The organism is Puia sp. P3, from assembly GCF_050632245.1.
In the GTDB taxonomy this organism is placed as follows: Bacteria; Bacteroidota; Bacteroidia; order Chitinophagales; family Chitinophagaceae; genus Puia.
Genome location: NZ_CP192583.1, coordinates 732,001 through 752,440, shown reverse-complemented (window position 1 = coordinate 752,440; position 20,440 = coordinate 732,001). Strand labels below are relative to the sequence as shown.

The window sequence follows — 20,440 nt, the reverse complement described above, 5'->3', positions numbered from 1 at the left end:
TCGGTTTATATGAGTGAAGACTACCAGACCTTCCAGAAATTCAACGATCCGCAGCTGGCCCAAACTATCGCGGGACAGCTAACGGAGCTGGGCATTCCTTCGGAGATAGTCGACGAGAACCCTAATTTCAACCCAAGTTTTGTCACCAACGTCGTCGAGCCTACGATCCACCTCAAACTGCGGTCGCGGGATTTCGACCGGGCCCACGAGTCGCTTGAAAAATACTACCGTCAACACCTACACGACGTCGATCCCGGCTATTATTTATTATCGTTCAATAACGAAGAGTTGAAAGACATCATCGCCAAACCGGACGAATGGGGGCATTTCGACTACGCCCTGGCCAAACAGCTACTGGCAGAAAGGGGGCAGGCCATTACGCGCGACGAGGCCGAAGACCTCAAACAGCAACGGATAAGAGAGCTTTCGCGCCCCGAGCGGACGCATATGGGCTGGATCGTCCTCGGATATTTCTGCGCCGTCTTCGGAGGGCTTTTCGGGCTGATCATCGGATATATCTTCGCGTATACGCGAAAGACCCTGCCTGATGGCCGGACCGTCCCCGTCTATCCGCACTGGGCAAGACACCATGGGAAGAGGATCTTCTTCCTCTCTATTGCGGCAACTTTAGTCTGGGTGACCGTTAGGCTCGCCTCAGCCCAAACGCCCGCGCCGCCGACCTCCGGCAATCCCATCTTTCAAGGCTGGTATGCCGACCCCGAAGCCGCCATCTTTGGCAAGACGTATTGGGTCTACCCTACCTACTCGGCTAAATATAAAGACCAGGTCCATTTCGACGCGTTCTCTTCGACCGACCTGATCCACTGGCAGGAGCACAGGAATATTTTAGACACTACCGCCATCCGCTGGGCAAAGCGCGCCATGTGGGCTCCAGCGATCACAAAAAAAGACGGCAAATATTATTTCTTCTTCGGCGCCAACGATATCCAGAACGATTCGTCGGTCGGCGGCATCGGAGTAGCCGTAGCGGACAAGCCGGAGGGGCCGTACAGGGACTATCTCGGCCACCCGCTGATCGACAAATTCCACAATGGCGCACAGCCCATCGACCAGGCCGTTTTTCAGGACAAGGACGGACAAAACTATCTGATCTACGGCGGCTGGCGGCACTGCAATATCGCCAGGCTCAAATCCGACTTCACCGGCTTTCTGCCGTTCGGCGACGGGACGACGTTCAGAGAGATAACACCCGAACACTATGTCGAGGGTCCCTATATGTTCATGCGGAATGGCAAATACTATTTCATGTGGTCCGAGGGTGGCTGGACCGGCCCCGACTATTCTGTTGCCTATGCCATAGCCGACTCTCCTGTCGGGCCCTTCAAACGTATCGGCAAGATCTTACAGCAGGATATGGCCGTCGCGACCGGCGCCGGACACCATTCGATACTCCATGTTCCCGGGACCGACGACTATTATATCGTCTATCATCGCCGCCCGCTGGGAGAGACCGACGGCAACCACCGCGTCACCTGTATCGACCATATGTATTTCGACCCCGACGGAACGATAAAGCCCGTAAAGATCACCAAAGAAGGGGTGGAAGCCCGTACTATACGACGGAGCAACTGATCACCGTCCTGTTGTTGTCGGGACCGTAGCTAAGGGTCAGCACACGCCGCACGTCCTTTAACAGATTGAGGTCGGAGGCATAGAGCAGAAGGAAGCGTCCCACTGTGATCGAAGCAAACGAATACTGCAGGCAGTCCCTGATATTGTCGTAAGCCTGATCAAAAACGGTGTATGCAGCGCCTTTCTCCATCTTATTCTGCAGATCGATCATGCCCGTGACAAAATTCTTCAGACAGCCCTGCAGTCCGGGGTTGCTCCGGATGACGCCGGCAAAGGTATTGCCGAAGGTCCAGTTGTCGCGATCGGCCTCGAACTCGGCCAGGTGGTCTTCGTCACCAAGCCCCTGTATCTCGGTCTCGGCGAGGGAGGCCAGGTCTTCTATCTCCTGGTCGGGGTTGTCGAGGTATTCAGCAAACAGCGGCGCGTACATGTCCTGCCGGGCCTGCATATTCGACCTTGATCTATAGTCGGGCAGCCACGTCATTGCCGCGCCCATTGCCCGGGGCAGCTGTTTCTTGCTGGCCGTCCCCCAGCCGTCGGCGGCTATCTGCTGCAGCAGGGTGCGTATGACCTTGTCGGGGAACACCAGCTTGCCTTCTATAAGGACTTCCTTCCCCTTTACCGCCGCATATTTCTGCACCAGTCCTTCGATGTCGGAGGGATTCACCGCCATCCAGACGGCGGCGCTGTCGAGGTATGAACGGAGGTCGTTGTCGCCGACGCTGGGGTCTTTCAACACCGTATTCAACAGGAAGGTATAGCCGAATTTTTCCAGCGTAGGAGTCGGTGAGAAATCGGTCATGGCGGCGCTGATCTGTCCGCTCCATGAGCCGGTAGCCTTTAACAGCCGCCACTTGTATCCCTTCTCCCTGTCGATCTGTACTTTTCTGTTGGTTCCCTGAAGGTCGGTCTGGACGTTGGTGGTCGACTTTTCATAGTCGCTGCTGGTCAGCAGGGTGAAGTCAAAGAGGGTAAGACCCAGTCCCCAGGATTTGGTGATGGTCAGCACCTTTTGGTTCAGATAGGAGACCAGCGTATAGGGTATCGCGTTCTTTCGGATCGAGTCGAGCAGCGCGCCGGTCTTGAACTTCAGCAGATCGCTATGGTAGTTCTTCAGGTCGTCGCCGCCGATCAGGATGGAGAGGATCTCCTGGTCGTCCTGGATGCGGCCATACTGATACGAAAAGGAAAGATGGACGCTGTCGGTGGCCAGCTTCGTGACGGTGTTGGAAATATCCGTCTCCAGTTGTTTGAGTTTTGGGGTGAGGAGGTCGATGGGCTGCGGCAGCTGGTCGAGGTGGAACAGACTAAACAGCTTTTCGACAATCGGTGATTTTTTCCCCTGTCGGAAATTTTGTACTGCGGTGTTGATCTCGGTGATGGTGTTGCCCAGCACCGACTGGATTACTTTGTCGCAGATGGCGCCGACCTGCTGCCCGAGCGTTGTCGGGTCGGCGAACTGAACACCGATCGACGCGCCGAGCGAAACGTTCTCTGAAGTAGTCTTCTTTTTGGTGACGCAGATCCGGTAGCGCCCGTCCGGTAGTTTGGTCAGCAGGTAGGCAAAATCGTCCGTCACCGAAACGTTGAAGTTCGCCGTCAGACTGGGGGTAAGGCTGATGTCGAGTGTTACCGGCAAGTGGCAGGTGGCTGCTCAGGGCGGAGATACCCGTGGCGATGATATTGGACCGCTGGATCTGCAGGTTGCAGCTGAGTGTGCCGTTGACGGCGAATCCCAGTCCGTTGCCGGATTCGAGCGCGGCGACGTCCTCGAATTTGAAGATGGTCCTGAAGCTTTTCAGGTCCTCGGCGAAGGCGTCCCGTACCAGCTGGGTGTTGGGGTGCCGCTTATAGAAAACCGACCGGGCGCTGCCGCCGGGGGACAGGTTGAGATTGAAGCCGATGCTGGCCATGGTCAGCTGCCCGTTGGCCTTTGCGGACACCGAGTTGGTATATTTCAGATAGGCGTCGTTGGCGGTGTCCAGGACGATGGGGGCGTTGGGGGTCTTGTCCTTTGTGGCGATGAATGCGTCGTCGTCCTTGTCATCCTCGTCGTTGAACAGGCCTACTTTCATGGCCGAGCCAGCCCCAAAGGAGAAGGTAATGTCCTGGAGGGTTACCGGCCAGGACTTCTCCGCTTTAAGATTGATGGGGTTTTCATGGGACATGAGGTCTTTTTCTTTCAGCGCTTTGGGATGGAGTAGTTCCCTGATCGGGTGAAAGGTTTCGCTTAAGTTTTCCATAGCAGGCTTATTTTTTTCGGTTAGCTGATTTTTTCTTCTTCGACGATTTAGCCATCGGATTAAAATCCAGGCAAAGCCCTATCCAATAGTCCAGCTCGGCCTTCCGCTGTACGTCCTCCTCGTTCACAACAATATACCCCTTATACTCACGCCCCTTCATGATCATGGGCCGGCAGGCTCGTTCTTCCAGCAACTGGTCGTGGATCGCGGGGTCGATCCGGCACATTATCCTGTCCGGCCCGACGGTGATGCAGATTTTGTCGTTCACCATAAATGCCACCCCGCTGAACATCACTTTCTCTTTCACTTTGGGCGTGTCCATCAGCGCCTCGCGGATGCGGTCGGCCAGTTTTTCATTATAAGGCATAAATAGTATTGTCTACCTTCTCCTCCCCTGCATCTCCTCCCCATCGCTGCGGGGTCCGTCTTCGTCTTTAGCTCGTAACCTGCCGGAGGCTCCATACCCGCCAGATTTCTCACGAAATAGTCCCAGCGGCGGCGCATCATATAGGGGCTGTAGACGCCATAGCCGTGCGGCGCGTTCGGGAATACCACCAGGTCATAGTCCTTGTTCGCCTTTGTCAGCGCCTCGATGACCAGCAGGGTATTGTAAGGCGGAACGTTGTTGTCCATCAAACCGTGCGCCAGCATCAGCTTTCCTTTCAGATTTTTTGCATAGTTCTCGTTGGCCTGGGCTTCGTAGTTGGATTTGCCGTCGGCGCCCATGGTCAGCAGCCCGTCGTAGCGCTCGCCCCAGTCGTCCTCGTAGTTGCGGTTGTCGTGGTTGCCGGACTCGGAGATCCCCACCTTGAAGAAATCGGGATACCTGAACATGGCGCCCGCCGTTGCAAAGCCGCCACCGGAATGCCCCCAGATGCCTACGCGGTCGAGGTCGATATACGAGTGCTGACCGGCGAGCTGTTTGATGCCGGCCACCTGATCCGCGAGGGTATTGGTGGACATGTCACCGTAACTCATGTCATGAAAGCTCTTGCTGCGGTAGGGATTGCTGGTGCCTTCGATGGCGACCACAATAAAGCCCAGCTCGGTGAGGGCCTGATCGTCCACGCGCCCGGCGCTGAATGACCAGCTGCCAACGCTGCCGCCCTGCGGGCCAGGATAGATATAGTCAATGATCGGGTGTTTTTTGAGCTGTCCAGATGGGAAGGAGTGAAAAGCAGGCCGTAGAGATCGGTCTTGCCGTCCGCCGCTTTTACCGTTATCTGTGCGGGCGCCTTCCATCCCGTCGCCAGCAGGCGGGAGATATCCGCCTTTTCGAGGGTGGTCAGCAATTTCCCGTCGAGATTGCGCAGGACGGTCACGGGCGGAACGTCGGGCTGCGAATAGCTGTCGATCAAATAATTGCCGCCGGGAGACAGGGTTATCGTATGATTGCCTTCCTCCGGGCTCAGGGCGGTCAGCTTCTTGCCGTCAAAGCTCACGCGGTAGAGATGGTTGAAATAGGGGTTACCCGCTTCTTTGCCCGCGGCAAGGAAATAGATCAGCCTTCTCTTCTCGTCGACCTTTACGATGCGGGATACCACCCATTCGCCCTTCGTGATCTGGTTCTTCAGCTGCCCTGTTTTTGCATCATAGAGATACAGATGGCCCCAGTTGTCGCGCTCGGAGTACCAGATGACCTCGCCGGACTGCGGGAGATAGCGCCAGTTGATGGCGCCGCGGCCCGACTCGTATTGCGTGGGGACGGTCTCTTCGAAGACTTCGCGGACTGTGCCGGTAGCGGCGTCGGCGATCCTGAACTTCTCCTGTCTGTGATCCCGGTTGGTAGACACAAATGCCAGCTGAGCGTCGTCCGAAGTCCATTCCACGTCGTCCAGGGTCCCGCTGCTGGCGATATCGTCGCTAAGCGTGGCGCGGTGGGGATCGGCGGGAACGTTGAGAACGACGACCTTCGGCGTATCCACGTTGATGATCACCCGCTGGATCATGGCAACGTCTTTGTCGCCCGGCAGCGGATATTTCCAGGCCTTCAGTACGGGGTGGCCGACGTTGGTCGTCACCAGGTACATATTTCCGACATTGCGCTCGTCCTGCCTGTTCGTGGCGATCCTGCGGGAATCCGCCGACCAGGACAGTATCGGCCGGTCGCTGCTCTTCCAGCCCGCGTTGTCGGTCGCATAGCCGAAATCTTTCGCACCGTCGGTGGTCAGCTGCGTCTCCGCGCCGGACGCGACATCCCGAACCCACAGATTGTAGTCCTTTATAAATGCCGCCTTCGTCCCGTCGGGAGAGAGCACCTCATTGACCCTGCCGCGGCGCCCCTCTGCTTTTGCGGGCGCTTCGACGCCCAAATTTGCCAGGTCGGGGGCGGCCGTTCTCGTAGCCTTTGCCGGATCGACCGAGGACGAACTCATGCCCTTCGGCCGTTAGTATCCGGTACCAGAATTTATCTCCCGGAAGCCAGTTCGGCCGGACATTGGCCCGGTCCACCAGTTGCTCGGCGCTGTAGCCAAGCATGCTCTCGGCGCGTTCATAGTCCTTTGTCGTAAGTCTCGCGGGCTGCTGCGCGGATGTGGTCAATGCCACCGCGAATCCAGCCAGTGTAAGTAGTTGTTTTCTCATATGTGTGTGTTGGTTCTCTGAAGTAATAAACCGGCCCTCTCACCTACGCTGGTCTTTGGCAGTTCGACCAGCTGGTATCCGTATTCCCCATAGGTCTTTTGCAGCTGTCCGAAGGTTCTCACCGCCTCCGGCCAGTCCTGTTTTCTTTCCGTGTCCGTCCCGTAGATCTCCTGCCAGGGAGGAAGGATGAAGACGGTGCTGTTGTACCTGATGTTCCGCGCGTCTTCGTCCATTGCCGCGGGTATGTCGCGACCGATCAGCCGGAGGTAGCTGAGGGTATCGGGTATCCCCCGGTCGAAAAATACGGGGCCTTCGTCGCCGGCCTCCTGATATGTTTCTACCGAACGCCGGTGCATCAGTTCCGCATAGCGCATCGTATCACCCCACGGCAGCGCGTTCCCGCCGTCCCTCACCTGTTGTCTGATAATATCTCGCGCGACCTCGTCCACACAACGCGCGCCCCGTCTTTTCAGTTCGGCCAGCAGCGTCGTCTTGCCTACGCCCGGTCCGCCTGTAATTATGAAGTACGCATTATTACTAATCACGATGTTGACCGCTTGAAGGTCGGAAATTACGGTAATTTACCTGATCTCGTTAGCTGTATATTCACTATTTCTTCCTCCCTATCCCAAACTGATCACCGGCCACTACGGGCCGGCCGCCGGCAAAACCGATCTCGACCATCTTTTCGCTCTGTACCTGGGCGCCCTTTTCGTCGCGGAGGGTGGCGACAATGGCCTTCGAGCGGGAGTCGATGACGTCGCCTGTCGAGGGAAGCGCATATTTTCCATCGAGGCTAAAGGTGATCCAGCCGGGTTGGTCGGTGAGTTTAATGGTACTGGCCTGACGGATCTTCAGCTGGCCGGCGGTCTCGTCACCCGGTTGCCCGAGGGAGAAAACGTGTACGGACTCGTTGAAGGCATCGGCGAGCCAGAGTTCTTTTTCGTCCGGCGTCAGCGCGATGCCGTGGCTCGGGCATCCGTGTCTTTTTACGGGTCCCATGCTGAAGCCTTTTACGTCGACGTGGGCGATCATCTTGCCGGTGACGAGGTCGCCGACCTCAAATCCGAGGAGGCTGTCGCAGTTGACATAGCAGCGCTGCTGCCTCGCATCGATGGTGAACGGGCGGATATGGTTGAAGAAGGGACCTGCTAACGAGGTCGAGTAGTCGGAGGCGCGCACTACTGTCAGGTAGTTGGAGTGCAGTCCTTCGAGGTAGACCTTTTTCCGTCGGGGCCGTAGATGGTATTGTGAGACGCGGAATGGGTTACGACCTTGTGGAGTACGTCGCCGGTGCGCGCGTCCAGCACCTTCCAGTCGTCGCCTTCAAAGGAGGGGAGATAGATGGTTTTGCCGTCGGGGCTCACCGACATCCGGTCGCAGCCGCCTTCGTATTGTTTTTCCCAGAGGGATTTTTCCGTGAGGAGGTCGATGCACTGAAGGGTCTGGATGGTGCTGATATAGATACAGTGGGTATAGAGGCTGACCGCTACGCCTTTGACATTGGACGGCTGGCCTTTGTCGAGGCCGGCGGTTGAAATGCGTTTTACGAATTTGAAATGATCGTCCATATCGTATACCAGCAGACCGTGGCCTCCGTACTGAAGATAGTTGCGGATACCGGGCGCGGCGACATAGAGATAGTGATGGACGTTGGGTGGGACCCTTAGTGGACCGGGGCCGGTGGTGGCGTCCCGGGGGATCGCACTGCAGAAGATCATCGGCAGAACGACCAGGAGTGAGCGCAGTGTGGCTAAGCAATATTTTTTCATAGTACCTAAAGATACTATGTTTTGGCGAGCCCGGTCCGCACCGAATTTGGTACGGCCCAGCGCTCTATTATAACGACATAATGCCTACAAAGGCAGGATTGCCGCGATCATTCTGTCAGCTTCCGACTGTTGGAAATTTGTCACTGTCCCGTCCTCGCAGGTCAGCAGATACCAAACCTCGTCGACCTTCTTCGATACTTTCTTTGTAGCGACCGGAGGTGCGGGTTGAGCCACAACGGTGGCGGGCTTTTTCGCCGTCTTTCCGCCGGATCTGGCGGTAGTGGTTTTTGTGACGGGGGCGGGCGCCGGATCCGGTGCAACGACCGGCTGGTCGGCCTCGGCAAAATTCATTTTATCGGCCCGCTTGATGCTAAAACCCTTGAAATTGGCCGTGGTCCCCGTGCCCAGCGACGTAAGGGAGGACAAGGCCTGTTGAAAATATTTTACCTGCGCCTTGTCTTTGAACTTCAGTGTCGACATGACCACCGTATTCGCGTACTGCTGGTCGCGGAAATTGAGCGCATAGGAAGTATCTGTCTGTTTGATTATCCGCTGCAGGTCGAGAGGCCATGCGTCGGAAGCCGATCGCAGCTCGACCAGGCTGACCGTTGAAGAATTGGAAAGCGTAAACTGAGCCTCAGACTTCTTCGTGAAAAAGGGAACTATCAATGCGATTAATATGAGCTTTTTCATAGTTGTGCTATAACGGATGTTTGTAATGAATATTGTATTTGTGGATAACTCGCGAGTGAAGGCGGTCAGAGTTTTTTGATGGTGCCGCGCAGGATCGTCACCTCGGGTTGCTTGAACTCCGTTGCTCCCTCCTGATATCGCAGTAGGTAAGAGGTTCCATATATCCGCGTGGTGGTGCGCTTGACGCTGAAGCGGTCGAAATTGGCGATATCGCCGTCGTTCTTCAGCAGGGAAAAGGCGCTGTCCAGATAGCGAAGCTGGCGCAAGTCCTTGAAAGGCAGCGTGTCCATCACTTCTTCCATCATAACGCCCTGATCACGGAATAATAATACGAAAGATGTATCGCGGTGACCGCTCCATTTTTCGAGGCTGATGGGCCATTTGCCCGTCCGCACGTCTGCGAGAGTCATCTCTGAAGAGGTAGTAGCCCTTGCAAAGCCGGACCCGCCGACGAAGGGAATAAAGAGGGTAAAAAGAAGTATTCTTTTCATACGATCATTGGAATGCCGCAATATAGAAAGATAAATTTAGACTTACAAGCAAATATCGTTCCGTTCGGTAGGGGTCGGTCGGGGTCTCTGACCGAGGCGCCTTCGAAACTTACGAGGTCGTCAATACCGAGAAGCTTTCCAAAGAATACTTCGTCTTCAGCGCTGAAATGATGGGAGGCGGATTTTTGGAACTTTGTTATATTTATTTCAAAACCGCCATATGGACCGTAAATCTTTTCTGACCTCGCTGTTGGGTGTTCCGGCGCTCGCTGCGACGGGGATGACCCCGCCCGGCTCGACGCCTGCCGCGGCGAAAAAGATCAAACCCAGCCTCAACGCGTATTCATTTAACGCCCCGCTGATGGCCGGGCAGATGACCGTCGCAGACATGCTCGCGTTTTGCTCGGAAGCGGGGTTCGAGGGGGTGGATATCACCGGCTACTATCTCAGCGGCTACCCTGCCCCGCCGCCCGACGACTATCTGTATGCGATAAAGAGGAAGGCCTTCCGGCTGGGGGTCGGCATCAGCGGCACGGGAGTACGCAACGATCTTACCATCGCCGACCCCGTCAAACGCGCGGAGGAGGTGGCGCTTGTAAAGAATTGGGTCGAAGTCGCGGCGAAGTTGGGTGCGCCGGTGCTCCGCATCTTTGCGGGCAGCCAGAAGAATGAGGGGGTCAGCCCCGCGACGGTCACCGACTGGATGCTGAAGGATATCCTTACCTGCGTCGAATACGGGAAGCAGCACGGCGTCATCATCGGGATCCAGAACCACAACGATTTTATACAGACGGCAGAGCAGGTCACGCATATGATCGAAGAGATCAACTCGGAATGGTTCGGCCTCATCCTCGACACCGGCAGCTACCGGGTACACGATCCCTATGAAGAGATCGCAGCGTCCCTGCCCTATGCCATCAACTGGCAGCTAAAGGAAAAGATCTTTGTCAACGGCGTCGAGACCGATACCGACGTAGACAGGATCGTGAATATGATCAAAGCCTCGTCCTATCACGGATACCTGCCCATCGAGTCCCTTGGTAACGGCGACCCGAAACCGAAGATACTGGCCATGCTCGCGCGGCTGCAAAAGGCTATTGGTTAGAAGGAGAAGGGATGCCGGGCCTCGTTATCCAGGCCAGCCAGCCATTCAGAAAAAGAAGATAGGCCGGGAACATAAAGTACAGCGGATCGTGGCCGATACAGATGATCAGCGCCAGCACGGAAGAGATTACGCCGAGGAGCCAGGCGACGGAGCGCTCGCTCGAGGGATCGCGCCAGGCTTTCAGGAAGGTGGGTACGGCCAGTAGGGCGTCGGCCAGGATCGCGAATACGGTGGTGACCCAGGCGTCCCCCGACCAGTAATACAGCCCCATACAGGATAGGCCCAGCAGGAGAAAGATCCAGTCCTGCCTGACGAGCGAAAAGTTGCGGCTCAACAGCGCCGAAAGAACGATGGCCACACAACCCGCGGTGGAACAAAGTATGGACGAAAGGCTCCACTGCCATCCTTTTACGACGATCTGCGAGACGAGGCTCGTCCCCATCAGAAATGCCCATCCCAGCCAGGATAAAACACTGGGTCTCACCTTTCTGCGCAGCGTGTTCGCCAGATAGATCAGCTGTGCGCTGCCGATGATCAACCCCGATAATATGCCTATGATCCTTTCCATATTTTATATATCTTGTGGGCCGGGTCTACCCCGCAAAACCCTAAACTCCATGCAAAAGCTCGGCGCACTCTGCCTGACGATCCTGTTATTTGCCGCCTGCAGCAAGAACACATCCATCGAGGTCAATACCGGCAACAATAATAACAACGGCGGTAATACAGGTGGCAACACCGGAGGAAATACCGGGGGCAACACCAATACGAACTATTATATCAAGTTCTCGCTGGACGGCACCGCCAAGAATTTCGACGTACAGCCGCAGGCGCTGATGACTAATGCTCTGGGCGCGACCGTCCTCACATTCGTCGCGGGTTCCAGTGCCGGCGGCGGTCTGGAGAATATAAGCCTCATCATCAATAATGCTCCGAGCGACAATCCCATTGGAACAGGTACCTCACACAAACCGATATACTCAACTATCTGGTCCAGGGTGTATATAATCCGGGCAGTACTTCCGAGGTCTATGCCGCCGGCGCCGTCATCTCCAGCAACCCCAGCAATCCGCTAAAGATAGTGATTAGTTCTATAGATGGTAAGACCGCTACGGGGACATTCGGCGGCGATTTTATTTATGTCAATAGCACGACCCAGACGGTGGGTCCGGGTAAAAAAGTTATTTCCAACGGTTCGTTCTATCTTCCGGTGGTGAAGATGTAGACGCCGCGGCGTGCTCGCGTGAACCGCGGAGGACGCCTGGGGAACAAATTTTATTGTGTTGCATATACTAAAATTTTAGTATATTTTAGCCCTGGCCAATCTTTATAACTAGTTGAAAAACCAGGAAACACTACTCTCTAAACCGAGTCCCCAGTCCAGATTCTGGCAGCTCAATACCTTCATTGTGCTGGCCATGTGTTGCAATCTCATCAATTTCATATATTATATCGCGGACGGAATGACGCAAAGCGCGATCATCGAAATCGCCGGGATCTTCGTATTATCGATCTTTATTCTATTCAATTTAAAGGGGCTTTCGGCCGTCCCGACCCTGCTAAGCATCTTTTTTGTCAACCTTCACGCCTTTTCCCTTTGTTATGTTCAGGGCTCCGACCAGGGCTCTTTCCTATATCTTTTCCCCTTTGTCATGGCCATGATCTTTTTCTGCGGGTCCGCAGGAACGATCTGGTCGTGACCATATTCGCCATCGGCACCGTTCTCAATCTGCTGGTGATCGTTCTTTTCCTGCCCCAGCACTCCGCTGTGGAGGACGTGGCATCGGCCATCGCCTATAACCACCGCAAGCTGAATATCATCATCAACTTCCTGCTGGTGATCGTCTTTTTCTATGTGGTGCTGAGGCTGCTCGACGCCAAGGAAAAACGGAACAGGAAGCATATCGCCTCGCTCGAGCAGGCCGAATTCGAGATCCTGCAGGCAAAGGACAGGGCCGAAAAAGCGGCCGCCGCCAAGACGCGGTTCATGAGCAATATGAGTCACGAGCTCCGCACGCCGCTAAACGCCATCATCGGCACGACGCATCTCCTGATGCAGGAGCACGAACAATTGCAGGACAGCGATCATTTCAAAATACTAAAGGATTCTTCGGAGCATATGCTCCACCTCGTGAACGAGGTACTCGACTTCAACAAGCTGGATGAGGGCAAGCTCAAGCTGGTCCACGAACCTTTCGACCTGGGCGGGATGCTGCGCCAGGCCGCGGATACGTTCACGAGCACGATACAACAGAAAAATATCGACCTGCTGCTCGACACCAGTTCGGTCCCGCAGGACCAGAAGGTTGTCGGCGACGAGATGCGCCTCAAGCAGGTGCTCCTCAACCTCCTGTCCAACGCCGTCAAGTTCACTGAGACGGGCTCGGTCCGGCTGATCGCGCATGTCAAACAGTTGACGGACTCGGGGGCCGAGATCTATTTCGCCGTTGCGGACACGGGCATCGGTATACCGGAGGAGAAGATACATTTGATCTTTGATAGTTTTACACAGGCGGACGCTGAGACGACGCGTAAATATGGCGGCTCGGGGCTCGGCCTGAGCATCTGTAAAGAGCTGGTCTGGAAGATGGGCGGGCAATTGCAGGTGAGGAGTCAGCCGGGGAAGGGCAGCCTTTTTATTTCACGATCTATCTGTCCTTCAGACCGCGGTCGGCCATCGTCCCGAAAGATAGTTTGCAGAGCCTGAAAAAACTAAATGGCGTAAAGATCCTGCTCGTCGAGGACAATGCGGTGAATATGAAGATCGCCCGGAGGTTTCTGCACAGCTGGGGAGCCAGTATCAATACGGCGGAGAACGGGGTCGTGGCCTGGCAGATGTTCCAGCAGCAGTCCTTCGACCTGTTGCTGATCGACCTCGAGATGCCGCTCATGGACGGGAAGGAGCTGCTGACGCAGGTGCGGTCGGTCAACAAAGAGATACCGGCGATAGCGTTTACAGCTGCGGTTTATGAGAATATGTATGATGACCTCCAGAAACACGGGTTCAACGGCTATCTGCACAAGCCTTTTCAGCCCGATGAGATGCACCGGAATATCCTTTTACATTTAGGGAAGAACTGATCGCCCACGCGGTGGGATTAGTCCGTTATGAACGGCAGCTTCGCGTTGATGTAGACCTGCTTCTTCAGCTGCTCTTTTAATTTTTTAAATGACTCATAGGGGCCCTTTGTCACGAACATATTGACGAGCCATGCCGGCAGATCGCCGCCGGGGTCGGCCCGCAGCGTATACTCTATTTTTACGCGATGACCGCCCACGGGTGTGATAACCCATTTTCCCTCGGAATGCCGCACGCGCACGATGTCCTTTTTCTCCGGCAGATAGTCGGGGAAGACGGGCCCGTAGATGGTGACGACCCTTGTATGGGGATCCTGCACCGCCTTCAGCTGTGCAATAAAGTCCCGGTTGGCTGCCGGCCAGGGGATGCTGACCTCGGAATAGTAGTACAGCTCCGACGGAGACACCTGTTTCAGCAACACGGAGGACTTGGTGCTGTATACCCACTCGGCGCCGGTGTTGACGTCGAGAATGACGGCGACCAGCTGGGACAGCGTGGCGTCGACCTCCACGTCGACTTTTATCGCCTTGAATTTGGATTCGGGAAAGAGACGGGTATAGACGGCGATGCCGTCCTTGTCTGTTTTGAGTCGCCAGCCTTCCTGGGCCCGCAGCGATGCCGGCCCCCAAAGAAGGAGGAGGATAATAAAGCCGATTCTATAGGTCATATCAGGAATAAACTAAGGTAAATTAAGCCTGTCCTCTGGCAAAAACAAAATTTACCCGAGATGGTTCACGCCGGGGTCCCGAGATGGTTCACGCCGGGGTCCCGAAATGGTTCACCGCAGGGGTCCCGAGATGGTTCACGCCTGTCGGTCCTTTGCCGTCCAGCTCAGCATCCAGCCGGGGTATTCGGGTGGCAACTGGCTTACCTCGTCGAGGCGTTTGAGTTCGTCGGGCGTGAAGGTTATGTCGACGGAGGCAAGGTTGTCTTCCAGCTGCTCCATCTTGTTCGCGCCGATGATGACGGAAGTCACTACTTCCTGCTGCAACAGCCGGCGAGGGCGAGCCGGGCGACCGATGCCTTCCTGCTCTCTGCCATCGGGCGCAGCACGTCGATGATGTTAAACGCCCTTTCCTTGTCTACCGGCGGAAAATCGAAGCCCGACCGACGACCTGTATCACCCTTCTCTTCGCCACGCCGGTATTTGCCGCTAAGAAGGCCACCCGCCAGCGGACTCCATACCAGCAATCCAAGCCGCTGGTCCTTCAGCAGGGGGATCATCTCCCTTTCGAGGTCGCGGCCCGCGATGGTATAGTAGGCCTGCAGGGATGCGAAAGCCTCCACACGGGTGTAGTTGGAGAAGTCCAGCGCCTTCATCAGCCGCCAGCCGCGACGTTGCTGGCGCCGATGTAGCGAACCTTGCCGCTTTTCACCAGATCGTCGAGGGTCCACAGCGTCTCCTGCCAGTGGCGTCAGCGGATCGAAGCTGTGTATCTGATAGAGATCGATGTAGTCGGTTGCGAGCCTTTTGAGGCTGGCGTCCACCTGTGTCAGGATATGTTTGCGGGTCAGGCCGCTGTCGTTGGGCCCTTCCCCCATCTGTCCCCGCACTTTTGTCGCAACGACAAGATCGTCGCGTTTGAGGCCCAGGTTCCTGATTGACTTTCCGGTAAGCTCCTCGGCAAGTCCCTCCGAGTAGACGTTGGCCGTGTCGATAAAATTGATACCCGCGTCGATGGACCGCCGCATGATCTTGTCGACGGCCTGCTGGTCGAGGGAGCCCACCATCTTTGCCCAGCCCTTGCCTCCGAACGTCATTGTGCCGAGACAGAGCTCGGACACTTTGAGACCCGTGTTACCGAGAAGTTTGTATTTCATATCCGGGGATTTTATTTGATTTTGCCGCAATTTTTGGTCCAGGAGGGTGTGAACCGCGTGAACAACTGATGGAGGAGGACGCGTGAACTATGCGAATCGCGGGAGGTGAAGGCCGCGGCGGAGGATTTTATAATTCAATTGTTTACATTCTGCGGCGGCGGTCCGTTGGGTGATTTCGTCCTGCCTTTCGGCAATCGCGATCAGCGTAGTCGGCGCAATACTTAACACGGAAAAGTACTATTACCGATAAATGGTATTGACAATATGAAATAGTTTTTTCAGATTTGCATCCGAACTATCTAACAAACCATCTCTCAAACAGGACCAACTATCCGGGTTCCCTTTAACTCCCGTCCGTCCAGGGTGCCGAGACTCTCGCAACGCCCAACTATGACACTATCCCCTCTACTGATCCGGGACATTGCTCCTGGCTCGACCCTAGTCATCTGGTACCGTAAGGCTTACCTGTAGCTCAGATCCACCATTATTTGCAAGTGGCTAAAAAATAGCCTCCTGCATCCGCGCGGGAAAAAATGGGCTTCCCCGCGACGGAACCGTATTGCCCTTACCTGTCAAAAGTCTGATACTGACATATGATAGACACAACTATCTCATTACTTCGGGACGAGTTCGTCGAGTACCTAAGAGCTAACGGATACACCCAGCCGGAAACGCTGGTTGCCGTAGAAAATATTGCGCTGCTGGACAGTGACACGACCACCAACCTGAACAACAGCATCGTCTTCTCCGTCGTCAATATCGAAGAGGAAAGCACGCTCAAGAACGCCCCCGCACTCAAGAAGGACGCTTCGGGAAGGGCCCGGTACGAGAACCCGCCGGTGTATCTCAACCTATACCTGCTGGTATCCTGCGTCAACAAGAATATATCCAGCAATAACGAATACCTCGACACGCTGACCAAGCTGTCGCACGTGATCCGCTTCTTCCAGGGAAAGAATTCCTTTACGGCCTACGATCCCGCAAAGCTCAGCGTCTATGACGATATCACGGATTTCAAGATAAAGCCCGAGCTATATACGCTGACCTTCGAACAGATCAACCACCTCTGGGGTGTCCTCGGCGGGAAACAGATGCCGTCGGTGATGTACAAACTGAGGCTGGTGGCCATCTCCGGACGCAAGCGCCTGCGCGATATACCGCTGGTCGAAGAGGTAAACGCCAATCTATCCAATACAACGAACAAGGGATAATGCAAACGATCTATAAAATATTATTCGAAGTACGGCTTTTGCACGAATTCTATCTCACCAACGCCGACGGCTCCTCTATCTTCGGCGTCGGGTCCCCGGCGGCCCGCGACGCCTTCCTGCAAGATTATTTTGACCGCAATCAGCGGAGCATCAACAGCGATATCGACTACTACGTCCCGTCGCAACGCCTGTTCAAGGACTACCGGCTCAAGCTGATCCGCACTTATTCGGGGTTCAAGGTCGGTATCGAGGTGACCCCCACCACCGACAGCGGGAAGATCGCCTATGCGCCGGTGGCCGACCTCTCCCAGGGCATGAGCATTCCCGTGCTGCTCACGCGTACGAATACGGATTTTGACCTATACACGAACCGGCGGCTCAACCCCGCCTTCGACAGTCTCTGCTATTTCTCCAACGGCATCGTCACCGGCGCGAAGACTGCGCCATTTCTCACCAACCCCATCCCCCAGCAGTCGGCCACTGTCAACTACGAACAGGGCGAACTGTCCCAGGCAAATAACACGGTGAACGCCTTCTATGTCGACGCCGGGGGCGCCAGTCAGTTCGCCCCCATCACCGGAAAGAACTTCCTCAGCGAGGCCGACCGCATCCTGGTGACGCCGGAGTTCCAGTACTATTTCGACGCCGCGGACGGGGTAAAGAATGCCAGCTTCACTGTTACCGACATGAGCAATAAGACCGTCTATACCCAAACAGTGAACAGCATCGCCATACTCCAGTCGGTCTCCATCCGCATAGACGAACAGAAGGTCAATACGGTTCCCGCAACGGTCGCCGAGAATTTCTTCGTTTACAATCTCGCCGTCACCGGCAACGGCGGCTATAACAGAACTTATAAGCTGGTCTTTCTCTCCGGGATCTATGCCGGCAGCAATGCGTGGGGTATGGTCAATATAATCAACCAACCCGGCAACACACCCCTCAGCATCATCGACGACAAAGGACTGCTCATCACCCGCAGGAATACGGACTACACGGTAGCTATCGCGCCGCCGGTATTCGAGGGTATGGATGAAGAGCCGCTATTCCTTCTGGCGCTACATCAACGACCAGGGCAAGCCGCTAAAGGACAGCTACCCCGCCGTTCTCAAACTGACCGGGGGCAATCTCGTCTCGCTGGCGCCGCAGTCTCATACGTTCGCGCCTACACCGGTAAAGACGCAGAAGCTGCCCAATCCAAAGCCATTCTTCCCGGTCAAGCCGGAAGGACAGCAAATCTTTGCAGATATCATTGTTCCGGCATCCGACGTATTTCCATTGGGGCCCTGACAGGCCCATTCAGCCAGAACACCCCCTCCCACCCAAATATTTTAAATTCTTCACACAAAAAAAAGACAAAATTTATGGCAGATTACAAAACGCCGGGAGTGTATATAGAAGAGATCCCAAAGCTCCCGCCTTCCATCGCGTCCGTCGAGACAGCAATTCCCGCGTTCATCGGTTACACGGAGATCGCGCTCGGAGAGACCGAGCCGGGCACTACGATCAAAAAGCCCGTCAAGATATCTTCTATCTTCGAATACCAGCAGATCTTCTGTACACCCGGCGTCAAGACCCCGGCGCTGCCCGAGACGGATATCGTCGTCAGCATCGATCTCTCTCTTACCACCCCCAGCGTGGTGACCAAGCCGAAGGCTATGCCGGTATTCATGCTCTACTATGCGCTGCAGATGTATTTCAACAACGGCGGCGGCGACTGCTATATCGTCTCGGTCGGAGACTACAGCAAGGGCGCGCCACAGCTGCCCGACCTGGAAGCCGGTCTCACGGAGATCGAGAAGCTGCAGGACGTCACGCTGATCCATTTCCCGGACGCCATGAGCATGTCGATGCAGGACTACTATACGATCCACTCCAAAGCCATCCAGCAATGCGTCAATCTCAAGGACCGGTTCACGGTGCTGGACGTATGGATGAGCCCCACGCCGATCGCGCCGGGCAATCCTTCCAACGTGGACAATCTGCGCAGCGCGAGCCTTTTCCAGGCGCCGGAAGACCTGAAATATGCGGCCGTGTACTATCCCCGGATCTATACGGACGTCAGCTTCGTCTACAAGGATTCGGACGTTACGCTGACGGTGAAGGACGCCACTGGCGCAACGGTATTCAGCGGCAAGATGGACGGCGCAAAGGCCACGGCCAATACGTATTATTTCATGGCGCAGACGGCCATCCTCGACTTCAACATGCTGCTGCCTGCCTCCTCGGGAGCCCTGGGCGTATATGCCGCCACGGACAGCAACCGCGGAGTGTGGAAGGCGCCGGCCAACGTGAATATCATCGACGCGATCAAGCCCGAGCTGTCGATCACCAACAACGACCAGCAGACGCTGAACGTGGACCCCATCGCGGGCAAATCGATCAACGTCATCCGCACCTTCCCCGGCAGAGGACCTGCCATCATCTGGGGCGCGCGTACGCTGGCGGGTAACGACAACGAGTGGCGCTATATTTCGGTCCGCAGATTCTTCATCATGGTGGAGACCTCGGTGAAGAACGCCGCCGAGCAATTCGTCTTCGAACCCAACGACGAGAACACCTGGACGCGCATCAAGGCGATGATCGAGAATTTCCTCACCCAGCAGTGGAAGGCCGGAGCGCTCATGGGGGCGTCTACCAAGGAAGCCTATTTCGTCCATATAGGGCTCGGACAGACGATGACCGAGCTGGATATCTGGGAAGGACGCCTGATCATCCAGATCGGACTCGCAGCCGTAAGGCCAGCCGAGTTCATCATCCTGCAGTTCATGCACAAAATGCTCGCAGAAAATTAATCTAAAAAATAGTATTTATGGCTACTTCATACCAAAGATCATCCCAGCAACCACCCAGCAGCATCCCCGACTGCGAGGAAAAGGATAACGCCACGCAGAAGAAGATAAATGCTGTGAAAAAGGTCTATTGCACCAATCTCGGCACCGCCCGGGATAACGTGAAGAAACTGGAGATCGCCTACGACGGAAAAGAGACGCTCTATAAAAAGAAGGAAAAGAAGTTCCTCCGCACGCAGGACAACCTCTCCCGCTATATCAACACGGAGATCTCCATGGGCTCGCAGCTGATGCAGGCCAATAAGAGGATCACGACCAATGTCGGCAACTACAAGACCTGGGACGACAGTCTCGCCACCGCGATGAAAGGCGTCTTTGCGACCATCAAGGACGTGAAGACAAAGGTCGGCGACCTCAGGGACGCCGCGGTCAAGCTCGAGAACTCTCTCAACGACAGCTGCAGCGCCGCGCAGTGGAGCATCATCACCGGGAAGAATCCCGACAACTGCAAGGACGACAACCCACCGCCGCCCAATCCCGAGGAAGGGTGCAAGGACGCCGAGGAGATCCTGAAGCTGCTGGTCTGTATGCCCAAGGCGCTGGCCTTCGATATCGACTCGATCTTCAAAGCCTCTTCGGACATTATCGGCATCCAGAAATTCGGCAATGTCGTCAGCCTGGTCGCGCTCCAGACGGAGCTTTCCACCAGGACCGTCGACTTCGATACGCTGCTGCAAACCATCATCAAAACCCGCAAAACAGATCTGGACAATGCGCAAAAAGATCTGGTCCAGTCCCTCGCCGACAGGACCGACTCTATCATCGACCTGTATAACCAGAGATGCGACTATGACGGCGTCTACCACACGGTATCTGAGATATGTTGTCCGAAGTGCGGATGCGTCGCTGCAGGCAAGGGGAATTGCGAACCCCGGCTCGACGACTGTCTCTGCGAGGTATGCGAGATCTGCGGTGAAGTAAGGGACACGTTCTCGGACCTGACCGGCAAGACCGGAGGACAGCAGCCGCAAACGCCCAACACTTAACTATTTAAAAA

At 55.6% G+C, this 20,440-nt stretch carries 24 protein-coding genes; 10 read left to right on the top strand and 14 right to left on the bottom strand.

The features are described from left to right. The first annotated feature begins 9 nt into the window (after positions 1 to 9). Entirely contained in the window at positions 10 to 1,593 is a 1,584-nt protein-coding gene (locus ACQ86N_RS04310) for a glycoside hydrolase family 43 protein (protein ID WP_431214105.1), read from the top strand. On the opposite strand, the gene ACQ86N_RS04305 is transcribed toward ACQ86N_RS04310, so the two are convergent. The 10 genes from ACQ86N_RS04305 to ACQ86N_RS04260 form a co-directional block, all read right to left on the bottom strand. Next, entirely contained in the window at positions 1,574 to 3,172 is a 1,599-nt protein-coding gene (locus ACQ86N_RS04305) for a hypothetical protein (protein WP_431214104.1), read from the bottom strand. The genes ACQ86N_RS04310 and ACQ86N_RS04305 overlap by 20 nt on opposite strands. A 671-nt stretch (positions 3,173 to 3,843) precedes the next feature. Continuing rightward, a complete protein-coding gene (locus tag ACQ86N_RS04300; protein ID WP_431214103.1) occupies positions 3,844 to 4,203 on the bottom strand; it encodes a TfoX/Sxy family protein in 360 nt (119 codons plus the stop codon). After that, positions 4,158 to 4,904: a prolyl oligopeptidase family serine peptidase gene (locus ACQ86N_RS04295; RefSeq protein ID WP_431214102.1), complete on the bottom strand. Its 747-nt coding sequence runs from the start codon at positions 4,902 to 4,904 to the stop codon at positions 4,158 to 4,160. Before ACQ86N_RS04295 ends, ACQ86N_RS04300 begins: the two co-directional genes overlap by 46 nt. Further along, the gene (locus ACQ86N_RS04290; RefSeq protein ID WP_431214101.1) at positions 4,811 to 6,148 is read right to left on the bottom strand and encodes a DPP IV N-terminal domain-containing protein; all 1,338 of its coding nucleotides are present in this window, start codon (positions 6,146 to 6,148) and stop codon (positions 4,811 to 4,813) included. The genes ACQ86N_RS04295 and ACQ86N_RS04290 overlap by 94 nt, the downstream gene beginning before the upstream one ends. Next, positions 6,096 to 6,419, bottom strand: a complete 324-nt coding sequence (locus tag ACQ86N_RS04285) for a hypothetical protein (protein ID WP_431214100.1) — start codon at positions 6,417 to 6,419, stop codon at positions 6,096 to 6,098. The genes ACQ86N_RS04290 and ACQ86N_RS04285 overlap by 53 nt, the downstream gene beginning before the upstream one ends. After that, complete coding sequence (locus tag ACQ86N_RS04280) at positions 6,416 to 6,964, bottom strand: AAA family ATPase (RefSeq protein ID WP_431214099.1); 549 nt, start codon at positions 6,962 to 6,964, stop codon at positions 6,416 to 6,418. Before ACQ86N_RS04280 ends, ACQ86N_RS04285 begins: the two co-directional genes overlap by 4 nt. Before the next feature lie 64 nt (positions 6,965 to 7,028). Beyond that, positions 7,029 to 7,601, bottom strand: a complete 573-nt coding sequence (locus ACQ86N_RS04275) for a YncE family protein (RefSeq protein ID WP_431214098.1) — start codon at positions 7,599 to 7,601, stop codon at positions 7,029 to 7,031. A gap of 5 nt (positions 7,602 to 7,606) precedes the next feature. Then, entirely contained in the window at positions 7,607 to 8,191 is a 585-nt protein-coding gene (locus tag ACQ86N_RS04270; protein WP_431214097.1) for a YncE family protein, read from the bottom strand. A gap of 84 nt (positions 8,192 to 8,275) precedes the next feature. Next, positions 8,276 to 8,884 carry a hypothetical protein gene (locus tag ACQ86N_RS04265; RefSeq protein ID WP_431214096.1) on the bottom strand — a complete coding sequence of 203 codons (609 nt, stop codon included), beginning with the start codon at positions 8,882 to 8,884 and terminating at the stop codon, positions 8,276 to 8,278. Positions 8,885 to 8,949: 65 nt separating this feature from the next. Next, complete coding sequence (locus ACQ86N_RS04260; protein ID WP_431214095.1) at positions 8,950 to 9,375, bottom strand: hypothetical protein; 426 nt, start codon at positions 9,373 to 9,375, stop codon at positions 8,950 to 8,952. Between the two features lie 220 nt (positions 9,376 to 9,595). On the opposite strand from ACQ86N_RS04260, the gene ACQ86N_RS04255 reads away from it, so the two are divergent. Beyond that, positions 9,596 to 10,480 (top strand): sugar phosphate isomerase/epimerase family protein, encoded by an 885-nt coding sequence (locus tag ACQ86N_RS04255; RefSeq protein WP_431214094.1) that lies wholly within the window; start codon positions 9,596 to 9,598, stop codon positions 10,478 to 10,480. Here the strand turns inward: ACQ86N_RS04255 and ACQ86N_RS04250 are convergent. Beyond that, the gene (locus ACQ86N_RS04250; RefSeq protein ID WP_431214093.1) at positions 10,470 to 11,048 is read right to left on the bottom strand and encodes a hypothetical protein; all 579 of its coding nucleotides are present in this window, start codon (positions 11,046 to 11,048) and stop codon (positions 10,470 to 10,472) included. The genes ACQ86N_RS04255 and ACQ86N_RS04250 overlap by 11 nt on opposite strands. Positions 11,049 to 11,097: 49 nt before the next feature. Here ACQ86N_RS04250 and ACQ86N_RS04245 point away from each other — a divergent pair, with 49 nt between their 5' ends. From ACQ86N_RS04245 to ACQ86N_RS04225, 5 genes are all read left to right on the top strand, one after another. Continuing rightward, positions 11,098 to 11,556, top strand: a complete 459-nt coding sequence (locus ACQ86N_RS04245; protein ID WP_431214092.1) for a hypothetical protein — start codon at positions 11,098 to 11,100, stop codon at positions 11,554 to 11,556. Between the two features lie 5 nt (positions 11,557 to 11,561). After that, a complete protein-coding gene (locus tag ACQ86N_RS04240; protein ID WP_431214091.1) occupies positions 11,562 to 11,705 on the top strand; it encodes a hypothetical protein in 144 nt (47 codons plus the stop codon). Between the two features lie 112 nt (positions 11,706 to 11,817). Next, on the top strand, positions 11,818 to 12,180 hold the full coding sequence (locus ACQ86N_RS04235; protein ID WP_431214090.1) for a hypothetical protein: 363 nt from the start codon (positions 11,818 to 11,820) through the stop codon (positions 12,178 to 12,180). Then, complete coding sequence (locus ACQ86N_RS04230) at positions 12,177 to 13,187, top strand: sensor histidine kinase (RefSeq protein WP_431214089.1); 1,011 nt, start codon at positions 12,177 to 12,179, stop codon at positions 13,185 to 13,187. The genes ACQ86N_RS04235 and ACQ86N_RS04230 overlap by 4 nt, the downstream gene beginning before the upstream one ends. Beyond that, positions 13,175 to 13,561 (top strand): response regulator, encoded by a 387-nt coding sequence (locus tag ACQ86N_RS04225; RefSeq protein WP_431214088.1) that lies wholly within the window; start codon positions 13,175 to 13,177, stop codon positions 13,559 to 13,561. The genes ACQ86N_RS04230 and ACQ86N_RS04225 overlap by 13 nt, the downstream gene beginning before the upstream one ends. 17 nt (positions 13,562 to 13,578) lie before the next feature. On the opposite strand, the gene ACQ86N_RS04220 is transcribed toward ACQ86N_RS04225, so the two are convergent. The 3 genes from ACQ86N_RS04220 to ACQ86N_RS04210 form a co-directional block, all read right to left on the bottom strand. Beyond that, positions 13,579 to 14,226 carry an START domain-containing protein gene (locus ACQ86N_RS04220; RefSeq protein WP_431214087.1) on the bottom strand — a complete coding sequence of 216 codons (648 nt, stop codon included), beginning with the start codon at positions 14,224 to 14,226 and terminating at the stop codon, positions 13,579 to 13,581. A gap of 135 nt (positions 14,227 to 14,361) precedes the next feature. Then, the gene (locus ACQ86N_RS04215; protein ID WP_431214086.1) at positions 14,362 to 14,550 is read right to left on the bottom strand and encodes an aldo/keto reductase; all 189 of its coding nucleotides are present in this window, start codon (positions 14,548 to 14,550) and stop codon (positions 14,362 to 14,364) included. Continuing rightward, entirely contained in the window at positions 14,535 to 15,380 is an 846-nt protein-coding gene (locus tag ACQ86N_RS04210) for an aldo/keto reductase (RefSeq protein WP_431214085.1), read from the bottom strand. The genes ACQ86N_RS04215 and ACQ86N_RS04210 overlap by 16 nt, the downstream gene beginning before the upstream one ends. A 593-nt stretch (positions 15,381 to 15,973) precedes the next feature. Here ACQ86N_RS04210 and ACQ86N_RS04205 point away from each other — a divergent pair. From ACQ86N_RS04205 to ACQ86N_RS04195, 3 genes are read left to right on the top strand one after another with little or no spacing between them, the layout of a single operon-like run. Next, positions 15,974 to 16,591 (top strand): DUF4255 domain-containing protein, encoded by a 618-nt coding sequence (locus ACQ86N_RS04205; protein ID WP_431214084.1) that lies wholly within the window; start codon positions 15,974 to 15,976, stop codon positions 16,589 to 16,591. After that, a complete protein-coding gene (locus ACQ86N_RS04200; RefSeq protein ID WP_431214083.1) occupies positions 16,591 to 19,386 on the top strand; it encodes a phage tail sheath family protein in 2,796 nt (931 codons plus the stop codon). The genes ACQ86N_RS04205 and ACQ86N_RS04200 overlap by 1 nt, the downstream gene beginning before the upstream one ends. A 17-nt stretch (positions 19,387 to 19,403) precedes the next feature. After that, positions 19,404 to 20,429 (top strand): hypothetical protein, encoded by a 1,026-nt coding sequence (locus ACQ86N_RS04195; RefSeq protein WP_431214082.1) that lies wholly within the window; start codon positions 19,404 to 19,406, stop codon positions 20,427 to 20,429. The last annotated feature ends 11 nt before the right edge of the window (positions 20,430 to 20,440 follow it).

Coding starts and splice junctions, on each gene's coding strand:
- ACQ86N_RS04310 (WP_431214105.1), top strand. CDS start 10: ATGAGTGAAGACTACCAGACCTTCCAGAAATTCAACGATCCGCAGCTG.
- ACQ86N_RS04300 (WP_431214103.1), bottom strand. CDS start 4,203: ATGCCTTATAATGAAAAACTGGCCGACCGCATCCGCGAGGCGCTGATG.
- ACQ86N_RS04285 (WP_431214100.1), bottom strand. CDS start 6,419: ATGAGAAAACAACTACTTACACTGGCTGGATTCGCGGTGGCATTGACC.
- ACQ86N_RS04270 (WP_431214097.1), bottom strand. CDS start 8,191: ATGAAAAAATATTGCTTAGCCACACTGCGCTCACTCCTGGTCGTTCTG.
- ACQ86N_RS04265 (WP_431214096.1), bottom strand. CDS start 8,884: ATGAAAAAGCTCATATTAATCGCATTGATAGTTCCCTTTTTCACGAAG.
- ACQ86N_RS04260 (WP_431214095.1), bottom strand. CDS start 9,375: ATGAAAAGAATACTTCTTTTTACCCTCTTTATTCCCTTCGTCGGCGGG.
- ACQ86N_RS04255 (WP_431214094.1), top strand. CDS start 9,596: ATGGACCGTAAATCTTTTCTGACCTCGCTGTTGGGTGTTCCGGCGCTC.
- ACQ86N_RS04250 (WP_431214093.1), bottom strand. CDS start 11,048: ATGGAAAGGATCATAGGCATATTATCGGGGTTGATCATCGGCAGCGCA.
- ACQ86N_RS04245 (WP_431214092.1), top strand. CDS start 11,098: ATGCAAAAGCTCGGCGCACTCTGCCTGACGATCCTGTTATTTGCCGCC.
- ACQ86N_RS04220 (WP_431214087.1), bottom strand. CDS start 14,226: ATGACCTATAGAATCGGCTTTATTATCCTCCTCCTTCTTTGGGGGCCG.
- ACQ86N_RS04210 (WP_431214085.1), bottom strand. CDS start 15,380: ATGAAATACAAACTTCTCGGTAACACGGGTCTCAAAGTGTCCGAGCTC.
- ACQ86N_RS04205 (WP_431214084.1), top strand. CDS start 15,974: ATGATAGACACAACTATCTCATTACTTCGGGACGAGTTCGTCGAGTAC.
- ACQ86N_RS04200 (WP_431214083.1), top strand. CDS start 16,591: ATGCAAACGATCTATAAAATATTATTCGAAGTACGGCTTTTGCACGAA.
- ACQ86N_RS04195 (WP_431214082.1), top strand. CDS start 19,404: ATGGCTACTTCATACCAAAGATCATCCCAGCAACCACCCAGCAGCATC.